The organism is Streptomyces sp. NPDC127197 (assembly GCF_042672405.1).
GTDB lineage: Bacteria > Actinomycetota > Actinomycetes > Streptomycetales > Streptomycetaceae > Streptomyces > Streptomyces flavusporus.
The window spans coordinates 1-17855 of the sequence record NZ_JBHXVG010000055.1; the positions used below are offsets into that span (position 1 = coordinate 1).

The 17855-nt window shown below is 68.3% G+C and carries 19 protein-coding genes; 8 read left to right on the forward strand and 11 right to left on the reverse strand.

Annotated features, from left to right (window positions below):
- Positions 1-516: 516 nt before the first annotated feature.
- Together ACFVJQ_RS41170 and ACFVJQ_RS41175 are read right to left on the reverse strand one after the other, a co-directional pair.
- Positions 517-1191, reverse strand: a complete 675-nt coding sequence (locus ACFVJQ_RS41170) for a class F sortase (protein WP_385515140.1) — start codon at positions 1189-1191, stop codon at positions 517-519.
- Between the two features lie 209 nt (positions 1192-1400).
- Positions 1401-1892 (reverse strand): sortase, encoded by a 492-nt coding sequence (locus ACFVJQ_RS41175; protein WP_385790894.1) that lies wholly within the window; start codon positions 1890-1892, stop codon positions 1401-1403.
- Positions 1893-2606: 714 nt separating this feature from the next.
- Between ACFVJQ_RS41175 and ACFVJQ_RS41180 the strand changes: the two genes are divergently transcribed.
- The 3 genes from ACFVJQ_RS41180 (at position 2607) to ACFVJQ_RS41190 (ending at position 4286) form a co-directional block, all read left to right on the forward strand.
- Positions 2607-3287 (forward strand): transposase, encoded by a 681-nt coding sequence (locus ACFVJQ_RS41180; protein ID WP_385790895.1) that lies wholly within the window; start codon positions 2607-2609, stop codon positions 3285-3287.
- Between the two features lie 11 nt (positions 3288-3298).
- On the forward strand, positions 3299-3760 hold the full coding sequence (locus tag ACFVJQ_RS41185; RefSeq protein ID WP_385790896.1) for a transposase: 462 nt from the start codon (positions 3299-3301) through the stop codon (positions 3758-3760).
- A 232-nt stretch (positions 3761-3992) separates the two neighbouring features.
- Positions 3993-4286, forward strand: coding sequence for a hypothetical protein (locus ACFVJQ_RS41190; RefSeq protein ID WP_385515081.1), 294 nt, complete (start codon positions 3993-3995; stop codon positions 4284-4286).
- Positions 4287-5238: 952 nt separating this feature from the next.
- On the opposite strand, the gene fmdA is transcribed toward ACFVJQ_RS41190, so the two are convergent.
- From fmdA to ACFVJQ_RS41205, 3 genes are all read right to left on the reverse strand, one after another.
- Positions 5239-6486, reverse strand: coding sequence for a formamidase (gene fmdA / locus ACFVJQ_RS41195; protein WP_385515082.1), 1248 nt, complete (start codon positions 6484-6486; stop codon positions 5239-5241).
- 183 nt (positions 6487-6669) lie between these two features.
- Positions 6670-7323: an AmiS/UreI family transporter gene (locus tag ACFVJQ_RS41200; protein WP_224736980.1), complete on the reverse strand. Its 654-nt coding sequence runs from the start codon at positions 7321-7323 to the stop codon at positions 6670-6672.
- A 179-nt stretch (positions 7324-7502) separates the two neighbouring features.
- Positions 7503-7781, reverse strand: a complete 279-nt coding sequence (locus ACFVJQ_RS41205) for an FmdB family zinc ribbon protein (RefSeq protein ID WP_385790897.1) — start codon at positions 7779-7781, stop codon at positions 7503-7505.
- 324 nt (positions 7782-8105) lie between these two features.
- On the opposite strand from ACFVJQ_RS41205, the gene ACFVJQ_RS41210 reads away from it, so the two are divergent.
- Positions 8106-8234: a hypothetical protein gene (locus ACFVJQ_RS41210; protein ID WP_385515084.1), complete on the forward strand. Its 129-nt coding sequence runs from the start codon at positions 8106-8108 to the stop codon at positions 8232-8234.
- 336 nt (positions 8235-8570) lie between these two features.
- On the opposite strand, the gene ACFVJQ_RS41215 is transcribed toward ACFVJQ_RS41210, so the two are convergent.
- From ACFVJQ_RS41215 to ACFVJQ_RS41240, 6 genes are all read right to left on the reverse strand, one after another.
- Positions 8571-8969, reverse strand: coding sequence for a hypothetical protein (locus ACFVJQ_RS41215; protein ID WP_385790898.1), 399 nt, complete (start codon positions 8967-8969; stop codon positions 8571-8573).
- 1317 nt (positions 8970-10286) lie between these two features.
- Positions 10287-10634: a carboxymuconolactone decarboxylase family protein gene (locus ACFVJQ_RS41220; RefSeq protein ID WP_385790899.1), complete on the reverse strand. Its 348-nt coding sequence runs from the start codon at positions 10632-10634 to the stop codon at positions 10287-10289.
- A gap of 87 nt (positions 10635-10721) precedes the next feature.
- Positions 10722-11504, reverse strand: a complete 783-nt coding sequence (locus ACFVJQ_RS41225; protein ID WP_385790900.1) for an SDR family NAD(P)-dependent oxidoreductase — start codon at positions 11502-11504, stop codon at positions 10722-10724.
- A gap of 59 nt (positions 11505-11563) precedes the next feature.
- Complete coding sequence (locus ACFVJQ_RS41230) at positions 11564-12097, reverse strand: DinB family protein (RefSeq protein ID WP_385515088.1); 534 nt, start codon at positions 12095-12097, stop codon at positions 11564-11566.
- A 450-nt stretch (positions 12098-12547) separates the two neighbouring features.
- Positions 12548-12829, reverse strand: coding sequence for a hypothetical protein (locus tag ACFVJQ_RS41235; protein ID WP_385790901.1), 282 nt, complete (start codon positions 12827-12829; stop codon positions 12548-12550).
- Positions 12830-12959: 130 nt separating this feature from the next.
- Positions 12960-13847: a LysR family transcriptional regulator gene (locus tag ACFVJQ_RS41240; protein WP_385790902.1), complete on the reverse strand. Its 888-nt coding sequence runs from the start codon at positions 13845-13847 to the stop codon at positions 12960-12962.
- Positions 13848-13971: 124 nt separating this feature from the next.
- On the opposite strand from ACFVJQ_RS41240, the gene ACFVJQ_RS41245 reads away from it, so the two are divergent.
- The 4 genes from ACFVJQ_RS41245 (at position 13972) to ACFVJQ_RS41260 (ending at position 17815) form a co-directional block, all read left to right on the forward strand.
- Entirely contained in the window at positions 13972-15000 is a 1029-nt protein-coding gene (locus tag ACFVJQ_RS41245) for an alcohol dehydrogenase catalytic domain-containing protein (RefSeq protein ID WP_385790903.1), read from the forward strand.
- Positions 15001-15114: 114 nt separating this feature from the next.
- The gene (locus ACFVJQ_RS41250; protein ID WP_385790904.1) at positions 15115-16221 is read left to right on the forward strand and encodes a flavin monoamine oxidase family protein; all 1107 of its coding nucleotides are present in this window, start codon (positions 15115-15117) and stop codon (positions 16219-16221) included.
- Positions 16222-16284: 63 nt separating this feature from the next.
- Entirely contained in the window at positions 16285-16446 is a 162-nt protein-coding gene (locus ACFVJQ_RS41255) for a PLP-dependent transferase (RefSeq protein WP_385790905.1), read from the forward strand.
- A gap of 103 nt (positions 16447-16549) precedes the next feature.
- Positions 16550-17815: an MFS transporter gene (locus tag ACFVJQ_RS41260; protein ID WP_385790906.1), complete on the forward strand. Its 1266-nt coding sequence runs from the start codon at positions 16550-16552 to the stop codon at positions 17813-17815.
- Positions 17816-17855: the final 40 nt, after the last annotated feature.

Consider the following 17855-nt stretch of genomic DNA (forward strand, 5'->3'; position numbering starts at 1 on the left):
ACGATGACTGGGTCACCGGTGCGAAAGTCGGGCTCCTCGACCCACTCGGCGACATAGAAGTGGCCGTACTCGATGCTCACGGCGCCGCTGTTCGTCGTCTCCTGCATGCTTGCTCCTTGTTCTGCGGCGTCGCCCGAGGCCAGGTTGGGCCGGGAGCAGTTGCGGGGGCGGGCCCTGGTACGCCCGCCCCCGATTCTGCCTTGGTGCTGCGCTGGTTCCGTGAGCGCGGCTGCGTGCGCTGCCTGGCCCGCGACGACGGGATCTCCCACGGCACCGGCTACCGCTACCTGCACGAGCTATCGACGTCCTGGCCGAGCGTGCCCCGGACCTGCATCAGGTGCTGGACCACTGCAGGCGCCAGGGCATGACGCACGTGATCCTGGACGGCACGTAAGCAACGCCCTAGGCGTCAGGTCCAACAGGCCGTGAGCGCAAACGAGTTGGCGCCGGTCCTGGCCGCTGACTGGTCGCTTCCGGGACTCTGACCGGGGCTTGCGGCGGCGCCTGTTCGGCTGACTACGTCACCGCGGTCAGCGTCGCGTAGACCACGACGTTGCTCAGGTAACCGGTGCGCTCGGTGTAGCCGCCGCCGCAGGTGATCAACCGGAGTTCGGGCCGGCCGGAACTGCCGTAGACCTTCTTGCCGGGGAATTTCTTCCTGTCGTAGAGCTCGACGGCGCGGACGGCGAACACCGCCGTCCGCCGGTCCGCCCGGCTGACCTCGATGGTGGCGCCCTTGGTCAGGGCGCCGAGGTTGTGGAAGACACCGGGGCCGCCGGTGGGTGTGTCCACATGCCCGGTGGCGATGGCGGTCCCCGCCGAGCCGGGAGCCGTGCCATCGCCGTACCAGCCGGCGAGGCCGGGTTTGCCAGGTGGTGGGGCCCGCAGCGCCCCTGCCGCGTCGAGGCCCAGTCGTGTCATGGGGGCGTTCACGCCGATGGCGGCGATCCGGAGTCGGACCGGATCCGCGGGGGGCAGCGGCTGGACGGCGGGGCGGGTGGGTGAAGCCGTACGGGATGCTGAAGCAGCAGGGGCAGCTGAAGCAGTACCGGTGACCGAGGCGGTGCGGGTAGCCGAGGCAGCGGCGGGGGGCGTGGGGTCTGCAGAGGTGGAGAAGGCCTGGGCCGCCGTTGGCTGCGGTGGCTCCTCGTCGTGCACCCCGCTGATCAGCAGCACCGCACCCGCCATCATTGCGCAAGCCAGAAGGCGCACTGCGGGGATGAACGGGTCTCGGGAAGCGCTGGTGTGGTGCCCGGGTTCCATCGCGGTTGAGCCTTTGCTTCACGGCGGGTGGATTGTAGGGAGTGGTGTGGGCCTCGTGGCCCCCGGATCGATGCCGTGTCGGGGGCCCGATTCAGGCCGGAGTGGACGGAGCTGGTGCAGTCGGCGGAGTCGGGCGGTCAGGTTCGGTTGCCGTTCGGGCGGCGGCACATCCAGACCACGCCCCCGGCGGCGGCTCCGACGAGCAGCGCACCGCCCAGGGCGAGCTCCATGCCTGTGTCTTCGGCCGGTCCGAAGCCGGCGCTGACTGAGCCGCTCGGAGGGCGGCCGGTGATCTGGTACGTATCCGTGACCTTGGTCAGTGGTGGGCACTTCAGGGTGACTGTGTCGCTGCCCGGTCTGGTTCCTTCCGGGATCTGGAACTGGCCGGTGAGTACCCCCTCATGGTCGCCTTCGAAGAGGTGGAACGGCCCTCCCACCTCCGACCAGCCCTTGCCGTAGTCCGCGTCAGGGTCGCAGGCCGTTGTACTGACCGTGACCGTGGAGCCCGGGTAGGCGTTCCACGGGCTGATGTGGACTTCTGAGTCATCAGCGGCGACGGCGGCCGGGATCTGCAGACCGAAGGCACCGAGAACCAGGCCGATGCCTGCACCAATGTGTGTGTAACGCATGCGAATCCTCCGAGGGAGCAGTGTCCGGCCTGTCTGCGCGGCACCTCTGCTGTGCTCCGCTCACGAGGCAACCGACAGTCCGTCAGTCTCGCAACATGACGGATCGGCAGATGTGTCGCCCAGTCAGGTGCAGCGGCGTTCCCGCTTGATCGCTTACGCAGGTCACCGGCGTGGAGATCGTCACGGCGGAGGAAGCGCCGGAGGGGAGCGAACGGGCTACTGGCGCCTCGTCGGGTCTGCGCCCTGGGACACCAGCGCCTGCGGCAGCAACTCAAGCTGCCACTGGCGTCAACCGCATCGGCGCCCCACGCCGCCAACCATCGACGCGATAGTTCACGCTGTTGCCGGTTCCAAGCAGATCTTCCCCTGCACCTGTCTGTCCGCGGTGTTGCTGATCAGCCTGCTGGCGAACCGTTCCCGGAGACTGAGTAGTCCGGTCCCCTGTCGGTGACACCCTGTGGGCGTGAAAATCGGTCCGTGGCCGTCCGGCGGACGTCGTTCCCGCTTGGTGCGTTCCGAGCCTGTGACTGAGTAGGACGCTGGGGGGTCCATCGACAGGGACCCGGATGTGTTGCTTCGAGCACGCGAATCAGAGTCTTCCGCCTGCCGGGCCCCGCCGGACGACCGCGCACTCGCGGTCGATCAGGGGAGGGGTGCCGGGACAGATGGACGTGATCCCCGAACGCTGCCGGGGGCGACATCAGCAAGGCGGACGTGAAGGTGACGATCCGGGTGCCGGGGTCCGGCAAGCGGTGCCGCAGCGAGACCCGCACCTTCTCCTCGGTGACCTCCGGCCTTTTGGCGATGCAGGACTGGCTGCTCGCCGAGCAGATCACCGTGGTCGGCATGGAGGCCACCGGCGTCTACTGGAAACCGGTGTTCTACCTGCTGGAACACGAGTACCTGCTGGAACACGAGATGGAGTGCTGGCTGCCAGGCGCCCGCCACATGAAGGCGGTCCCCGGCCGTAAGACCGACGTGAAGGATTCCGAGTGGATCGCCCGGCTCGTCGAATGCGGCCTGGTGCGGCCCTCGTGCGTGCCGCCCGAGCCGATCCGGCAGCTGCGGGATCTGAGCCGGTATCGCACCGAGGTGATCCGTGAATGCACCCGGGAGGCCCATCGCCTGGAGAAGCTCCTGGAGGACGCCGGGATCAAGCTGTCCGCCGAGGTGGCCAACATCCTGGGCGTTTCCGGCGGCGCGATGCTGGAGGCCCTCATCGTCGGCGAACGCGACCCGCAGGTGCTCGCGGACCTGGCCAAGGGCAGCATGCGCCGCAAGACGGACGCCCTCATCGAGGCCCTGACCGGCCACCACGCGTTCTTGGCCCGGGCCATGCTCGACCGCATCGACGCCCGATCGTGCCCTTTCGCCGCCGCATCGAACTCCTGGTGACCATCCCCGGCGTGAACGCGCGGGCCGCCGAGGTGATCCTCGTCGAGATCGGCGACGACATCGCCCGCTTCCCCAGGGCGGCCGACCTGGCCTCCTGGGCCGGGGTGTGCCCCGGCAACCATGAATCCGGCGGTAAGGAGGGGCCCGGCAAGACCGCCACGGCGATCCCTGGCGCAAGGCCGCACTCGGCCAGGCCGCCATCTGCGCGTCGCGGGCCTAAGGACACCTACCTCGCCGCCCGCTACCGCAGGCTCATCGCCCGCCGCGGCAAGAAACGCGCCCTGGTCGCCCTGGAACACTCGATCCTGATCGCCGTCTGGCACATGTTCACCCGCGACACCGCATACGCCGATATCGGCGGCCAGTACTTCCTCGAACGGACCGGCCGTGCCAGGCAGACCCGACGGCTGGTGAGCTGGCTCAACCAGCTCGGCTACCAGGTGACTCTCCAGCAGATGGAAGAAGCCGCCTGACCGGCGGACCCGGACATCGGGCGGTGGATTCGAATCAGGAGCGGCTGCGGAAGTGCTCTACGATCCAGGGCCTTCCCGCAGTGGGACGACGATCAGGACCAGGACTTCCCGAACCGAAGACATCTGGCGTGGGAATTGCCGGAGGATGAGGACGCCGGGTTGAAGGCCAGGGTGCGGCAGGGGACGATCCGATGCGGCGCCGTGGTGCTTCTTGAGTGGAAGGATCGGTGTCATGGGCGCCGAGAAGGGCTGGGTGTACCGGGTCGACGAGCCGCATGGCTCGCAGGGCTGGCGCGCCTACGGCGGCCATTCCGAGCGGTGGCGGGGGACCATCACTGCCGCCGATCCCGAGGAGAACGCTGAGTATGTTGCCGCCCTCGTCGTCACCGACCTGGTGACCGAGTGGGAGGTGCGTGGCGGCGGGCGGAGGCACGTGCGAGTGATCGTCTGGGAGGACGAGGAAGGCGACGGCCCTGAGGACGCGGCCTTCACCGTGGAGATACAGCCCGACATCGATGCAGAGTGACCGATCCGGCCGCGGGAGGACAGGCTTGGTGCTCTTCGGTTCTGCGGAGCGTGGGCGTGGCAGAGCCTTCGCACCGCGGTCAGGTCCGTGCGAAGGCTCCGAGGGCAAAACAGTCCCCGGTAGTGCTGCGCGTGTCCTGAAGCTTCAGTCGTCACTGTTGCCTCGGTGTCGCGCCGGCTTGCCGGGGGCCTGAACCACATCCTGTCCGAGTCACTCCGCCGACTAGACGTCCTCACCGGCTTTGTGGCTCTTTCGGTGTTGTGGTCTATTAATTACTTTGCGCCAGATATCTCCAAAGTCAATAGGATTTTGGTAAATTCTTCAGCATTTCAGTGGCGTGACGACGCACGCTTCTCGCGGCGAGGGCTCGGGGACACGCACCAACGGACCGGACGAGGTTGCCCCGCGCAGCCCACCGGTACCAGAGCGTCACGACGATCAGCACACCCCCACCCGCCGACACCGGCCACGAGGAGCAGCACTGGGCGCAGGCTCCCACCTGCACGCCCACGCCACCCCTCCACGATGGGCAGATCCCACAGCAGACGCCACGTCTGACATGGGATCACTAAGCTGATCAGGGACGCTTGCGGCATACAAGGTTCTGGCGAGCGAGCGACGACAACAACCAGGCCGGGCAGCTTGCGGCGGCTGCGGGCGATGAGGCCGCGTTGGAGCGGCGTGAGCTGGGGGGAGGACCCAGGACTTCCCGAGCCGGGTGCAGACGGTCGGGCGATCTTGCAGCCTGTTCCCCCTGGTGGTGCGTCTCCAGCGCACGTGTTCGCCGGCCAAGGTGGCTCCCACTCCCAGTACAGCCCCGAGGCCGGCCCGCCGCCTCGGCACAGGCGCTGAGCGCCAACCGCGGCTCTCCCGGGCGGGACTCGACCTCAGGGCGGCTGGTGCGGAGGCAAGGTCCGGCGGGCGGGATCCCGGTGAGGGTGACCCGTCGGCCTCAGCTGGACACCGCGCACTGACCGCGGTCCGCGACCTTCGGTCCCTCCGCGGTGGGACGGACGTCGAAGTCGAAGATTCCGGTCGGGAGGTAGAGGGAGCAGCAGGCGTTGGGGATGTCGACGATTCCGCTGATGCGTCCCTCGATGGGGGCCGCGCCGAGGAGCAGGTAAGCCTGCTCTCCGGTGTAGCCGAACCTCTTCAGGTACTCGACGGCGTTGAGGCAGGCGCGGCGATAGGCGACTGTCGCGTCCAGGTAGTAGTTGGTGTCGGTGTCGTGGTCCACGGAGATCCCGATGAAGGACATGAACTCCGAGTACCGCGGCTCGACGTTGCCCGGCATGAAGACGGGGTTGGTGGTGACACCGTACTTCTCCATGCCGCCCTTGATCAGATCGACGTGGAAGTCGATGTAGCCGCCCATCTCGATGGCCCCGCAGAAGGTGATCTCACCATCTCCCTGGCTGAAGTGCAGGTCACCGCCCGACAGCTTGGCGTCCTTGACGTGCACGGGGTAGAAGACGCGCGATCCGCGAGTGAAGTTCTTGATGTCGTGGTTGCCGCCATTCTCCCGTGCAGGAACGGTGCGCGCTCCTTCCTGGATGATGCGTTCGGCATCCGATCCGGTCGCCTGGCCGGCGAGGGCCTGATCGGGCTCGGGCGTGAGTCCCAGAGGCGGAATCCGGTCGGGGTCGGTGTCAATCAGGGCCTGCTCGCGCCTGTTCCACCTCTCCAGCAGTTCCGCTGAGGGCGCGGTGCCGAAGAGTCCGGGGTGGGTGATGCCGGTGAAGTGGACACCGGGTAGGTGCCTGGACGTCGCCACTTGCCCGTGGAATTCCCATATCGCCTTGTAGGCATCCGGGAAGTAGTCCGTCAGGAAGCCTCCACCGTTGGCTTTGGCGAAGACGCCTGTATATCCCCAGCCTTGACCCGGCGCGTCCCCGACCTGCTGCGGTACCGGCCCGAGGTCAAGGATGTCCACGACAAGCAAGTCGCCCGGCTCCGCGCCTTCGACGCCTATCGGCCCGCTGAGCATGTGGGTGGCCTTCAAGTCGACATCGCGCACGTCATTGGCAGAGTCGTTGTTGCCGATCTGCGCGTCGGTCCATTCACGGCATTCGACGCGGAACTCGTCCCCCGGGCGGACCATCGCGACGACCGGGACGTCAGGGTGCCACCGGTTGTGTCCAGGTACATCCTGGTCGCGCATCGACCGGGACTGGTCGACGCTGAAGATTACTTCAGGCATGTGAACTCCTCATGTGCTCTGTACCGGTGAGCGAGTGCGGCATTGTCCCCGCGGGGATTCTGGTCCCAGCGCCTGGGGGTGCCCTCTCATGCCTCTTCTTGCATCTCCTCAACCACCTCCCGCGCTCCGATCGACGAGTGTGGGTACCGGCGGCGATCTTCCGGCCAGGTCCGGCGGGGGTCGCTAGCCGGGGCTGCCCGCCGGGTAGCCCGGGGCGCCGTACTCCTCGGCGGGCCTGCCGGGCCCCCTCCGGCGGAGTACGAACCACAGCGCGGCGAAGACCAGCACGCCGAACGCGCCCAGCGCGATCGCGATCTCATAGAAGTTCTCGGCAACCCAGTAACCGGACAGCAGCAGGAATGCCGGTATGACGCCGGTCACCCAGCCTTCGATCGCGGTCACCCAGCCGACATAGGGCGTCAGCGCCTCCCGTTTCAGTCCCAGTAGCAGGAAGAAGAGGAACCAGAGGAAGGCCCAGTAGAGCCATATCACTCCGAATGGCTGATCGTTGAACTGCCGGAAGCTGACGAATGAATAACCCAGGGCCACGATCGACACGAACAGCGAGTAGTAGCCCACGCCTGTCGTGTCGAGCCCCATGAGCAGTCCGACTCCCACATACAGGTATGTGAAACCGAAGAGGAAGATACCCGATGCCAGCAGAATTCGGTCGGGATCCTGATTCGCGGCGATGATGAGATATGTGGGTGTCAAGACCTGAAGTCCGCCCACGAACAGGTTGAATATGGCGGCTGCCCGGCTGTCCACCTTGCCCAGCAGCATCAACCCGTTCAGGAACAGCACCGCGCCAACGAAGAGAAGTCCGACGTTGGCCAAGGGACACACCTCCCGATATTCCGCTCTCGCGAGCGATGCGCCCGCCGGGCGGTCATGCGTCCGAAAAGCAATTGTGCGCGATTTCGCGCCATGCTCTCCGAGGCGGTACGGTCGAGGCCGCCCCACACCCTTCCCGAAACGGGCGTACCGACCGATCCGGCCGGCGCGCGGCATCCCTCTCAGGGTCGGGGAAGCCGGCCGACCGCCGGATGGACCGGCCTCGGCGCAGCAGCCTTGGGAGGCACCCGCGTGACCACCGCGGGGTTTTCCCGAGACTTCTCCTCTTGCTCGCGCAGACCCGCGACGGCCGGCGACGTGAAGGCGGTCGCGGGGGACGAGTACACACGCCGAGCCGTATTCGCACACTGCGGACAGACCTGCTCGGCGGGCGCAGTGCCGATCGGCAGCTTGACGTCGAACGATCCGCAGCGATTGCAGCAGTACTCGTACGTCGCCATGAGGAGTCATCTCCACCCGCCGCGCTCCCAGCCCCAGGGCATGCGCGCGGATCCGGTCGCGATCTCTACATTCAAGGCAACGCCTCGGAGGACGGCGTGTCAAGGCGAGTCGAAAATGCTCTGGGCGCCGCCCTGGTCCGCCGTGCGAAAGGGCCTGGGTACGACGCGGACACCACCGGGCGCCGCGGACGCGAATAGGGGCACCGCAGGCTGCGCGGCGGTGGTGCATATGCCGTGTCCGCTGAATTCCCCGACGCGGTCGGGGCGTTGCCGGAACGGTGATTCAGACGGCACTCCCAGCGCCTCGACTTCAAGCTGGGCGAGTTGGTCGGCTGCGTCTCCGGCGAACTCGATCTGCGTCCGTTCCTGGAGCGCCAGAAGCTGGTCGTCACCTCCGACAAGGAGGGCCCGACTCCGTGCTGGACTGCGAACTCCCCGACGTCGATGTGGTGATCTCGCAGCCCTTCCGGCCCGCCGATCTCACCCCTGACCGGATCCGGCGCGCCGCTCCTGAAGCTGTCGATCTGCATTGCAGGTAGCAATTTCGACACTCTCCGTGCAGGCCAGGTCCGCGGCAGGTGCCCGGGAGATCCTGGAGTGCCGGTTCGGCAACCGCCCGGTTCGTCAGGAGTACCCGATCGTGGAGGCGGCAGGCTTGCCGGGACCGGGACGGGGCTTGCTCGTGCCCGGTCTGACGTACAGGGTGGGAGCCGGCGGGGCCATCGCCGCCTGGGCAGCAACGGCCCCATCCGGCCTCGGCCGGATGTTGTGCCCCGGCGTACGTACGCGTCAGGGCGAGCCCGCTATCGCGCACGCGCGGCACGGGGGCCGGCCGCAGGTGCACTGCAGGATGCCGTCCAACACCTCGTGGTCGTGGTAGAGGCACTCGTCCTGGCAGGTGTGGCGCGGGATGAAGCCCCCTTGGAGCTCGTCCGGCCAGGGCTCTTCGCCCTCCCGACAGCGCACGAACCGCTCGGGATCTGTGGAGTGCAGCTGGTGCATGCGCTCCCGGGCCTCGCCCTCGAGATCGCGCGTCTCGGCGACCATGCCCTTGAGCTGGTCGGCGAGACCGGAGAACCTGGCGTCACCGGTTCTCACGTGGGCGGCGCGCAGTGCCATGACAGCGTTGCCCAGGAACCGTCGAGCGTCCTGGAGATCGGTGACGTGGTGCAGTTGGATGCCGGTCACGCCTCGGACCCAAACGGCGTCTTCGCTCACTTGTCCACCTTCCGGGCGCGAGTGGCCCACTGGTGATGCCGACGTGCTGCGGTACGCCGCATCTTCCTCATGGGCCCTGAAGTGTCTGGACCGGCGGCTGTCCGCCAGGTCTCCGATTGACCCGTTCCTGTTTCGCGACCGGTACGCCGCGCTACGGAAATCTCCTATAAGGCTCGTATGCTTCCAAGGAGGTTAAAGTCTGTGATTCGCGCCAGTCCAGTCATCTATCGGTGAATTGGCTCACAAGTGCCGTATCTCTGTTTTCCTGGCTGAGGCGGAGGTGTCGGGGCATGGTGGCATGCCGAGCTGGTTCATTCCGAGCATCGAGGGCGGGAGCATCCGCTCCGCCCCGCATTGGAGCTGGGGCCTCCAGCAGGTCCTCGATCTGGGTTCCGGGGCCCGGCGCTGTTCATGGACGGGCCGCCAGGAAGCGGGCCAGAGTGGGACGACGATGCCGAGGGTGCGGTCCCGGCAGCGACGACGGTCTGCTCATCCAAGGCGTCACAGTTCCACCCGCCGTGTCGGTCGGAGGTCTCATTTCCCGAGCGCCGGCCCTTGGCGGACGGAACCAGCCCGTCCTGGCCAGGGGGCCAGGCGCCGCGTTCCGAACGAGCTCGATCGGCGTCCGTTCTGGCTGTCGTTACCAGTCGTCATGGCGGCCAGAGGGGGTGCTGATCTTCACCCCGGGCTGAGTGGTTGCTGTGAGCCGTGGATGTCAGGGCTCAGTCGCGGCCTGGGAATGAGCTCCGGCAATGGATCTGCACCAGAGGCATGAGCGGCGACCCGTATATCCGCCTTGTGGACCCGTCCAGGGGGCGGTGGTCAAAAGAACGGTCCGTTTCCCGCTTCAGTTTTTCCTGCACAAAAGTTCCTGGCGAATTTTTTGAAACTCCATTTGCAGCGCAGCCTCCTGACCGGCATCTGGCTCAAGGGTGAGGACCTCGTCGACGCCTTCCGACGTGTGTCCTGACTGGTCCGAACGTGATCCGTTGGAGGTGTGGCCAGTGCCGCTCGATCCACCCTTTCTTTCCGGGCAGGGTGCCCGGTCCTTCAGGGCCGGGGTGAATGCCCGCTCCCGCGTAGCGGGGCAGGGGTAGCCGAATCGCCGCCAGGGCGATTCGGCGTCCCGGAAGATACGGAGTCGAGGCCGACCTCCAGCAGATGCAGCAACTCGGAGTTGAGAGACCGCCGGTCGATCTCTGCTTGAGCGGGAGCCGTCCAGCGGATGTGGGGCGGGCCGGATGATCGCCCGGCCCGTTCCGGGGCAGTAACCGGGGGTGCGGCTACTTAAACCACGGATGCCTGCTCGGCCTGGTCGAAGAACTTCATGGCCATGAAGCCGTGGGCGTAGCTGCCGCCCGCGCGCAGTGCGGCCGCGATCATGGTGGTCTCCGCCAGTTCCTCCTGGGTCGCGCCAGCGGCGTGCGCGGCCTTGGTGTGCGCCTCGATGCAGTACGCGCACTGGGTGGTCAGTGCCACGGCCACAGCCATGAGCTCGGTGTACTTGCGAGGGATGACCTTGTCGGAGCCGGAGAGGGCCGCCTGGTCGAAGGCCAGGAACGCCTTGAACGCCGCCGGGGCGCCGGCGCGGATGTTCTTGGCGTATTGGTGGTCGCTGTGGTCGTGGTACGACACGTGTGCTCCTGTGATGTCCGTCAATGAGCGGGTGTTGCCCCGGGCGTCGCCGCCCGGGGGCTGCGGATGAGGTGGTAGCGAGGCAGGTCAGTTGCGTCCGGCCATGACGCCGCCGTCGATGTCCCAGACGGCGCCGGTGACCCAGTCGGTCTGGCTCGACAGGAGAAAGGCGACGGTGGCGGCCACGTCGTCGGGGGTGCCGGTACGGCCGAGGGGGTGGAAGGTGTTGAACCCGTCGAGCGCGGAGTCGACGTCCGCCTTGGGGATGAACTCCTCGTAGATGGGGGTCCGTACGACGGCGGGGGCGACCGCGTTGACGCGGATGCCGTGGGAGGCGAGTTCCATCGCGAGGTGCTGGGTGAGGGAGTGCAGTGCGGCCTTGGCCATCGAGTACGCCGACGAGGGCGTGGCGGCGACGGCCTGGTGCGCCCACATGGAGCCGATGTTGACGACGGCTCCCTTCGTGCCGCGGGCGATCATGTTGCCGACGACGGTCTGGGTGAGGAAGAAGAAGGCCCGGTTGATGGCCTGGTAGCGGTCGTAGTCCTCGGACGTGTGCTCCAGGAAGGTCTTCGGGGCGAACACGCCGGCCGCGTTGACGAGGAGGGTGGCGTCGGCGTGCTCCTCGGTGAGGACGGCGCGCAGGCGGTCGACGGCCGCGGGGTCGACCAGGTCGGCCGCCAGGCCGACTGCCTTGCCGTGGGTGGACAGGGCAGTCACTGCCTCGTCGGCGCTGGACTGGGTGCGGCCGGTGACGACGGCGCTGCCGCCGGCATCGAGGACGTGGCGGGCGACGGCGTAGCCCATGCCGCTGGTGCCGCCGATGACGACGATCTTCTGCCCAGTGAAGTCGAGGGTGGTGCTGGACATGTGGTGCTCCTGTTTCAGGGGGTTGCCCGGACGAGGGGGAGGGGTGTCCGGTGTGGTGATCAGGCGTAGGGGTTGAGGACGAGGTAGCCGTCGACGCGGCTGAGCCGGTCCGAGGCGGGGTCGGGCGGGAGCGCGTGGCCGAGGTTTTCGGCACGGACCTCGCTGATCCACTGGTCGTGCTGGTACTCGTGGTTGATCAGTGCGGTCAGCAGGTGGGTGGCGACGACGGTCAGTTGGGTGGGGGCGCCGACGTTGCCGTCGGCGATGTCGCCGATGCGGGCGTGGACGCGTTCGGCGACGGTGTCGCGGAAGGCGGTGAGCCGTTCGACGGTGGGCAGCGCGCCGCGGAACTTCTCCGGATTCGCGGAGTCCATGAGTGCGTCCAGTTCCGGGTCAGGGCTGGGCTCGGCCGCGGTGAGGTTGCGGATCATGAAGTGGGCGACGTGGGCCTGGTGGCCGAGATGCCAGCCGATGGCACTGGAGTTCTCGTGCGGGCGCCAGGTCACCTCGTCCGGGGTGAGGTCTCTCCACAGCTCGTCGGTGTAGGCGCGGGCACGGTCGTACTCGCGTAGCAGCTCTTTGAGTTCGTGCATGAATCCACCTGTCGGTGTTCGCAGGGTGAGGGGAGGATCTTGGCCCGGTCAGGTGCGGGCGGCCCTCTTCGCCAGGTGTGGCAGGGTGATCGGGGCACCCGTGTTCGACCGGCGCGTGGTCACCGCCGGGCGAGGCCGACGACGGCACCTCCGATGTGGAGACCGGCGTTGACCAGGCCGGATGCGAGTCCGTGCTCGGCGTCGGCGACGTCGTGGCCGCGGCGACGTTCACGGCGGGAAATCCGAGGCGAAAGCGATACCCACGAGCAACATGGTCGGCAGCCGACAGCCTCGGACGGCTGAGATTTCATCGGTCTGGCCGACGGCGAGAGGCAGCGGCTCGGATTTCGTGTGGCTGCAGGCCGCGGCCGGGGCGGTGGTGGGCTTATGGGCCCGTCACGCGTGCCGGGACCGTGGCGCAGGGGGGCGCTGCCCGAGGCTCTGAGGAGCTCAGACGGTGTCGTAGACCCGCACCTCGGGCGCCGCCTTCAGCAGTGGGGACAGGCCACCGACCACATCGCGGGTGAACAGGTCGCTCGCCAGATACGCCTTCGCGTCGGCCACAGTCTGGAAGCCGTGGAGGACCTGGACGTCCTCGTCGCGGACGAGGAGCTGCTTGCTGATGGCGCCCGGGACGGTGTCCAGGAACGGCTGCTTGTACTTCTCGTACACGCCGGCGGCCGCGACTCGGTTGGGCGGCTCCACCTGCAGTGTGATTTCAAGATATGCCATGGTTATGCCTAGCTCGATCGGCAGGGAATCAGCGGAGCGGTGTGTACCGCAACGTGCCTGCCAAGTTAGGCACTCCATGCGAGGTCCGGTAGAGGATCCCTTTGAATCAGGGCATAAGCAGTGCATATGGCTAGCGGGCGGCGGCGAGTCCGTCGGCCAGTCGGAGAAGGTCCGCAGCGAGCGGGGAGTCGGCGCTCCACACCGCTTCGAAGGAGATCTGTACCTCGCGGCCCTGGTCCATCAGGGGCCGGTGCGGGACGTCGGGTGAGGTGAGCTTGGAGCGGGGGACCATGGCCGAGCCCAGGCCGAGCTTCGTCCAGTCCTCCAGGACCTGGTAGCTGGCGGCTTCTCCCGGATAGGTGCACAGAGGCATCTCGTGCGCCTGGAAGAGCTGTGTGGTGAACGTGGTCAGGCCGCAGGTGTCCGGAACGAGGATGAACTGCTCCTTGCCGGCTTCTTCGAGTTCGAGCGGAGCGTCCTCTGCGGAATCGGGGCTGACGACGACGATCGGCTCGACGTCGATGACCCGGTGCTCGAAGCGCGGCATTGCGGCGACGGCCGGGATCAGGATGATGTCGAGCTCGCCTGCCAGCAGGCATGCGCGCAAATCCTGCATGTTCGCCTCGCGCAGCACGAGGTCGCGGGGGACCGGAAGGTCGCGCACCTTGCTGAACGCCCGGGCGACCAGGTGCGAGCCGATCAGGGGCGAGACGCCCATGCGGATCTTCTGCTCGCCGGGTTCGGTCAGCCGTCTGGCCTCCGCCGCGACGGCGTCGAGCGCGACCAGGGCGCGCTCGATCAAAGGCAGGATCCGCGCGCCGAACGCCGTCTGGGTCACGCCGCGCGGCGACCGGTCGAACAGCCGGTCGCCGAGACGCTCCTCCAGCTTGGCGATGCCGTTGGACAGGGCGGGCTGGGTGACGCCATAAGCGCGTGCGGCGGCGCTGAAAGACTTGGTCTCGGCGACTGCCTGCGCGTACCGGAGTCCTTCGAGATTAAGGCGATCGATCATAGCCATGCCTTATCGCTTCATTCACTGATGTCCCCTACCGGGCTGGTTTACCTCCGCCTACGGTGGGGCTCCTGCCGGTTCAGCATAACCAACAGCTATATGCATCGTCGTTCGGAAGGCAAGAGGCACCATGTCAGACACTGCCGTGACCATGGTCGTGACCGAGCCCCGAGGCCCTCTTCACCCCTCCGCGGCCGAGACGGCATCGCCGACGGGCACGGGGGTCCGGGTGTCCGTCACGGCGAGCGGCGTGTGCAACGCCGACATCGCAACGGCCGCGGCCACCGGTCCGGGCACGTCCTTCCCGGTCACCCCGGGGCACGAGGTCGCCGGTGTCATCGCCGAGCTGGGCGACCAGGTCGAGGGCTGGTCGGTCGGGGACCGCGTGGCCGTCGGCTGGTTCGGCGGCAGCTGCGGGCACTGCGTGTTCTGCCGGGCGGGCGACGTCGTCCACTGCCCCGAACGCAAGGTGCCCGGCCTGTCCTACCCGGGCGGCTGGGCGCAGAGCATCACCGTGCCCGCCGACGCGCTCGCGCGCATCCCCGACGGGCTCGACCTGTTCGACGCCGCCCCGTTCGGCTGTGCGGGCGTGACGACCTTCAACGCCGTGCGCAAGGCAGGCACGCGCGACGGCGGCCGGGTTGCCGTGTTCGGGCTCGGCGGCCTGGGGCACCTCGCCGTCCAGTTCGCGGCGAAGCTCGGCTACGAGACCATCGCGATCGCCCGGGGCGGAGACCGCGAGAAGCTCGCCCGCGACCTCGGCGCCCACCACTACATCGACAGCAACGCCCAGGCGCCCGGAGCCGCCCTGAAGGAACTGGGCGGCGCGGACCTCATCGTCCACACCGCTTCCTCCACCGCCCCTGTGGACGAGCTGCTCACCGGGCTGAACGTGCACGGGCAGCTCACCCTCGTCGGTGTCGACGCGGGATCCGTGACCGTCCCGGTGGCCCGGCTCGTCATGAACGGCCACACCGTCACCGGACACCTGACCGGCAGTGCGCGCGAGACGGAGGAGGCGATGCGGTTCGCCGTCACCAACGGCGTACGGCCCATGATCGAGCGCATGCCGCTGGAGCAGGCCGACGAAGCCATCACCCGGCTGCGCTCCGGAGCTCCCCGCTTTCGCATCGTCCTGGACACCGCCAGAAGCAAGTGACCAGGCCCTCCGGGCCGTCGACCCGGCGCCTCCGCCTCAGTGCGGGCGGGTTCCCTGCCTGATGCCGATGGTTCGGCATACGCGAAGTCGGCCTGAAGAGAAAGGAAGCCACACATGTCCCACCGGGACAGCCGCGACGTGGTAGTGGTCGGCGCCGGTGCCTCCGGGCTGGCCGCCGCTACGGCCCTGCACGCCGCCGGCCGCGACACGGTCTGCCTGGAGGCCCGCGACCGCATCGGCGGACGCCTGTTGTCGGCCTCCACATCGAACCCGGACCGGGCCCTCGACCTGGGAGCCACCTGGTTCTGGGACGGAGAGGAGCGCGTGCGCGACCTGGCCGCACGCAGCGGCATCAAGACCTTCGACCAGCATCTCGCCGGGGACACCCTCCTGCAGGACACCACCGGCACACATCGCCTTGCCGGCAACCTGATCGATGCCCCCTCCCGCCGTTTCGCCACCGGATCCCAGAGCCTCGTCTCCGCCCTCGCGACTGCGCTGCCCACCGACACCCTGCGGCTGAACACGCCCGTCACCGCCATCCACCCGGACGGCCGGGACGGTCTCGACGTGCACACACCGGACGGAACCCTGCACGCCGAGCACGTCATCCTGGCCGTCCCACCGGCCCTGGCGCTGGAGCGCATCGACTTCGGCGACGCGCTCCCCGCCGACCTCGTACACCTTGCCCGGTCCACGCCGGTCTGGATGGGGGCAGTCGCCAAGGTCGTCGCTCAATACCCCTTCGCCTTCTGGCGGGAGAGAGGACTGGCCGGTGCGGCGTTCAGCAGGACCGGCCCGCTCCAGGAGATACACGACATGTCAGGGCCCGGCGGCCGACCCGCCGCACTCTTCGGATTCGCGCACGCGCGCACCGTCCGCCCCGGCTTCGACAAGGCCGTCACCGCCCAGCTCGCGCAGATCTTCGGCCCGGCCGCGGCCACCCCCGACGTGCTGCACGTGCAGAACTGGAGCGCAGAGCGGTGGACCTCCCCGTCCACCGTCCAGCGCCTTGCCGACTACTCTCTCTTCGGTCACCCCCTCTATCAGCGCCCGGCGCTGGACGGCCGACTGCACTGGGCGTCGACCGAGACGGCGACCGAGCACGCCGGACACATCGAAGGTGCCCTCGCCTCCGGCGAGCGCGCAGCGCTGGCCGTCCTCGCGGCGCCCTCCGGCGCGAACGACCCCAGCATCAGCGTCACCACCGCCGGCAGATGAGGCTCCCCTCCGTGGACACCACTTCGATCCAGCCGTCGTCGGCTGTCAGCGCCGAGGAGGTCGGTGCGGGCAGCGGACCCGGCCGAGCGTGCCGGGCGCGGCACCGAGGACAGCATGATCCGCCTGTCCGTCGGCCTCGAAGACGCCGACGACCTGATCGCTGACCTACCCAGGCACTCGACGTCAGCTGACGACCCCAACCCCTCGCGCGCTGACCGCAACTGAAGGTGTGGGTCGGCGGGCAGAACGCGTACGACGCACCGCACAAAGACCCTCCGGCCGTGCCCGGATTCCCCGTGCACGGCGAGACCACGGCTCCGGAAGAGACATGACCAGCACTGCACCCGTCGGCACGACGGCCCACATATCCGACCCCGCACAGGCACAGCGCCGTATCCTGCGCGTCCTGGTCGCCTCCCAGGTCCTCAGCGGCGCGGGCCTCGCCGCAGGCGTCACCGTCGGCGCCCTCCTCGCCCAGGACATGCTCGCCTCGACCAGCCTCGCCGGGTTGCCCAGCGCTCTGTTCACTGCCGGGTCCGCGCTGGCCGCCGTCGCCGTCGGCCGCATCTCCCAGGCCCGAGGCCGTCGTCCCGGTCTCGCCACCGGATACCTCACCGGCGCCATCGGCTCAGCCGGCGTCATCACCGCCGCCGTCCTGGACAACCCAGTCCTGCTGTTCATCGCCCTGTTCGTCTATGGCGCGGGTACCGCAACCAACCTCCAGGCCCGCTACGCCGGAGCCGACCTTGCCCCACCTGGCCACCGGGCCCGCGCCGTCTCCACCGTCCTGGTCGCCACCACCCTCGGCGGTGTCGCCGGCCCCAACCTTGCCGCGCCGACCGGCACCTTCGCCGAAACCCTCGGCATACCGCACCTCGCCGGGCCCTTCATGCTCTCCGGCGCTGCCTACGCGCTGGCCGCGCTCGTCCTCGCCTTCTGGCTGCGACCCGACCCGCTGCTCCTGGCCCGCACCGTCGCCCAGGCCAAGGAAGCCGACGCCACTACGGACCCGGCCGCCTCCGACGCCGCTGACACGACAGACGGCCGCGGAGGCGTCGTCCTCGGCGCGCTGGTCATGGTCCTCACCCAGCTCGTCATGGTTGCGATCATGACCATGACGCCGGTCCACATACACGACCACGGCCATGGCACCGCCGCCTCCGGCCTCGTCATCGCCATCCACATCGGTGCCATGTACCTGCCCTCACCGCTGACAGGCTGGCTCGTCGACCGCTACGGCCGCATGAAGATCGCCGCGGTCTCCGGAATCACCCTGCTTGCCGCGGGCATCCTCGCCGCCGCAGCACCCGGTGACTCCGTCGGCCTCCTCGCGCTCGCTCTGGCCCTACTGGGGCTGGGCTGGAACTTCGGCCTCGTCTCCGGCACCGCGATCATCACGGACACCGTGCCGCTCGCCACCCGTGCCAAGACTCAGGGCATGGTCGACGTCTCCATCGCCATCGCCGGCGCCACCGGCGGCATGGCCTCCGGCATCATGGTCGCCGCCACCAGCTACCCCGCCCTCGCCCTCACCGGCGGCATCCTCTCCCTCGCCCTCCTGCCCGCCGTCGCCGCCACCGCCTACCGCCGATGAGCACCATGAACCACTGGTTCCTGCCAGCACTACCTGGACC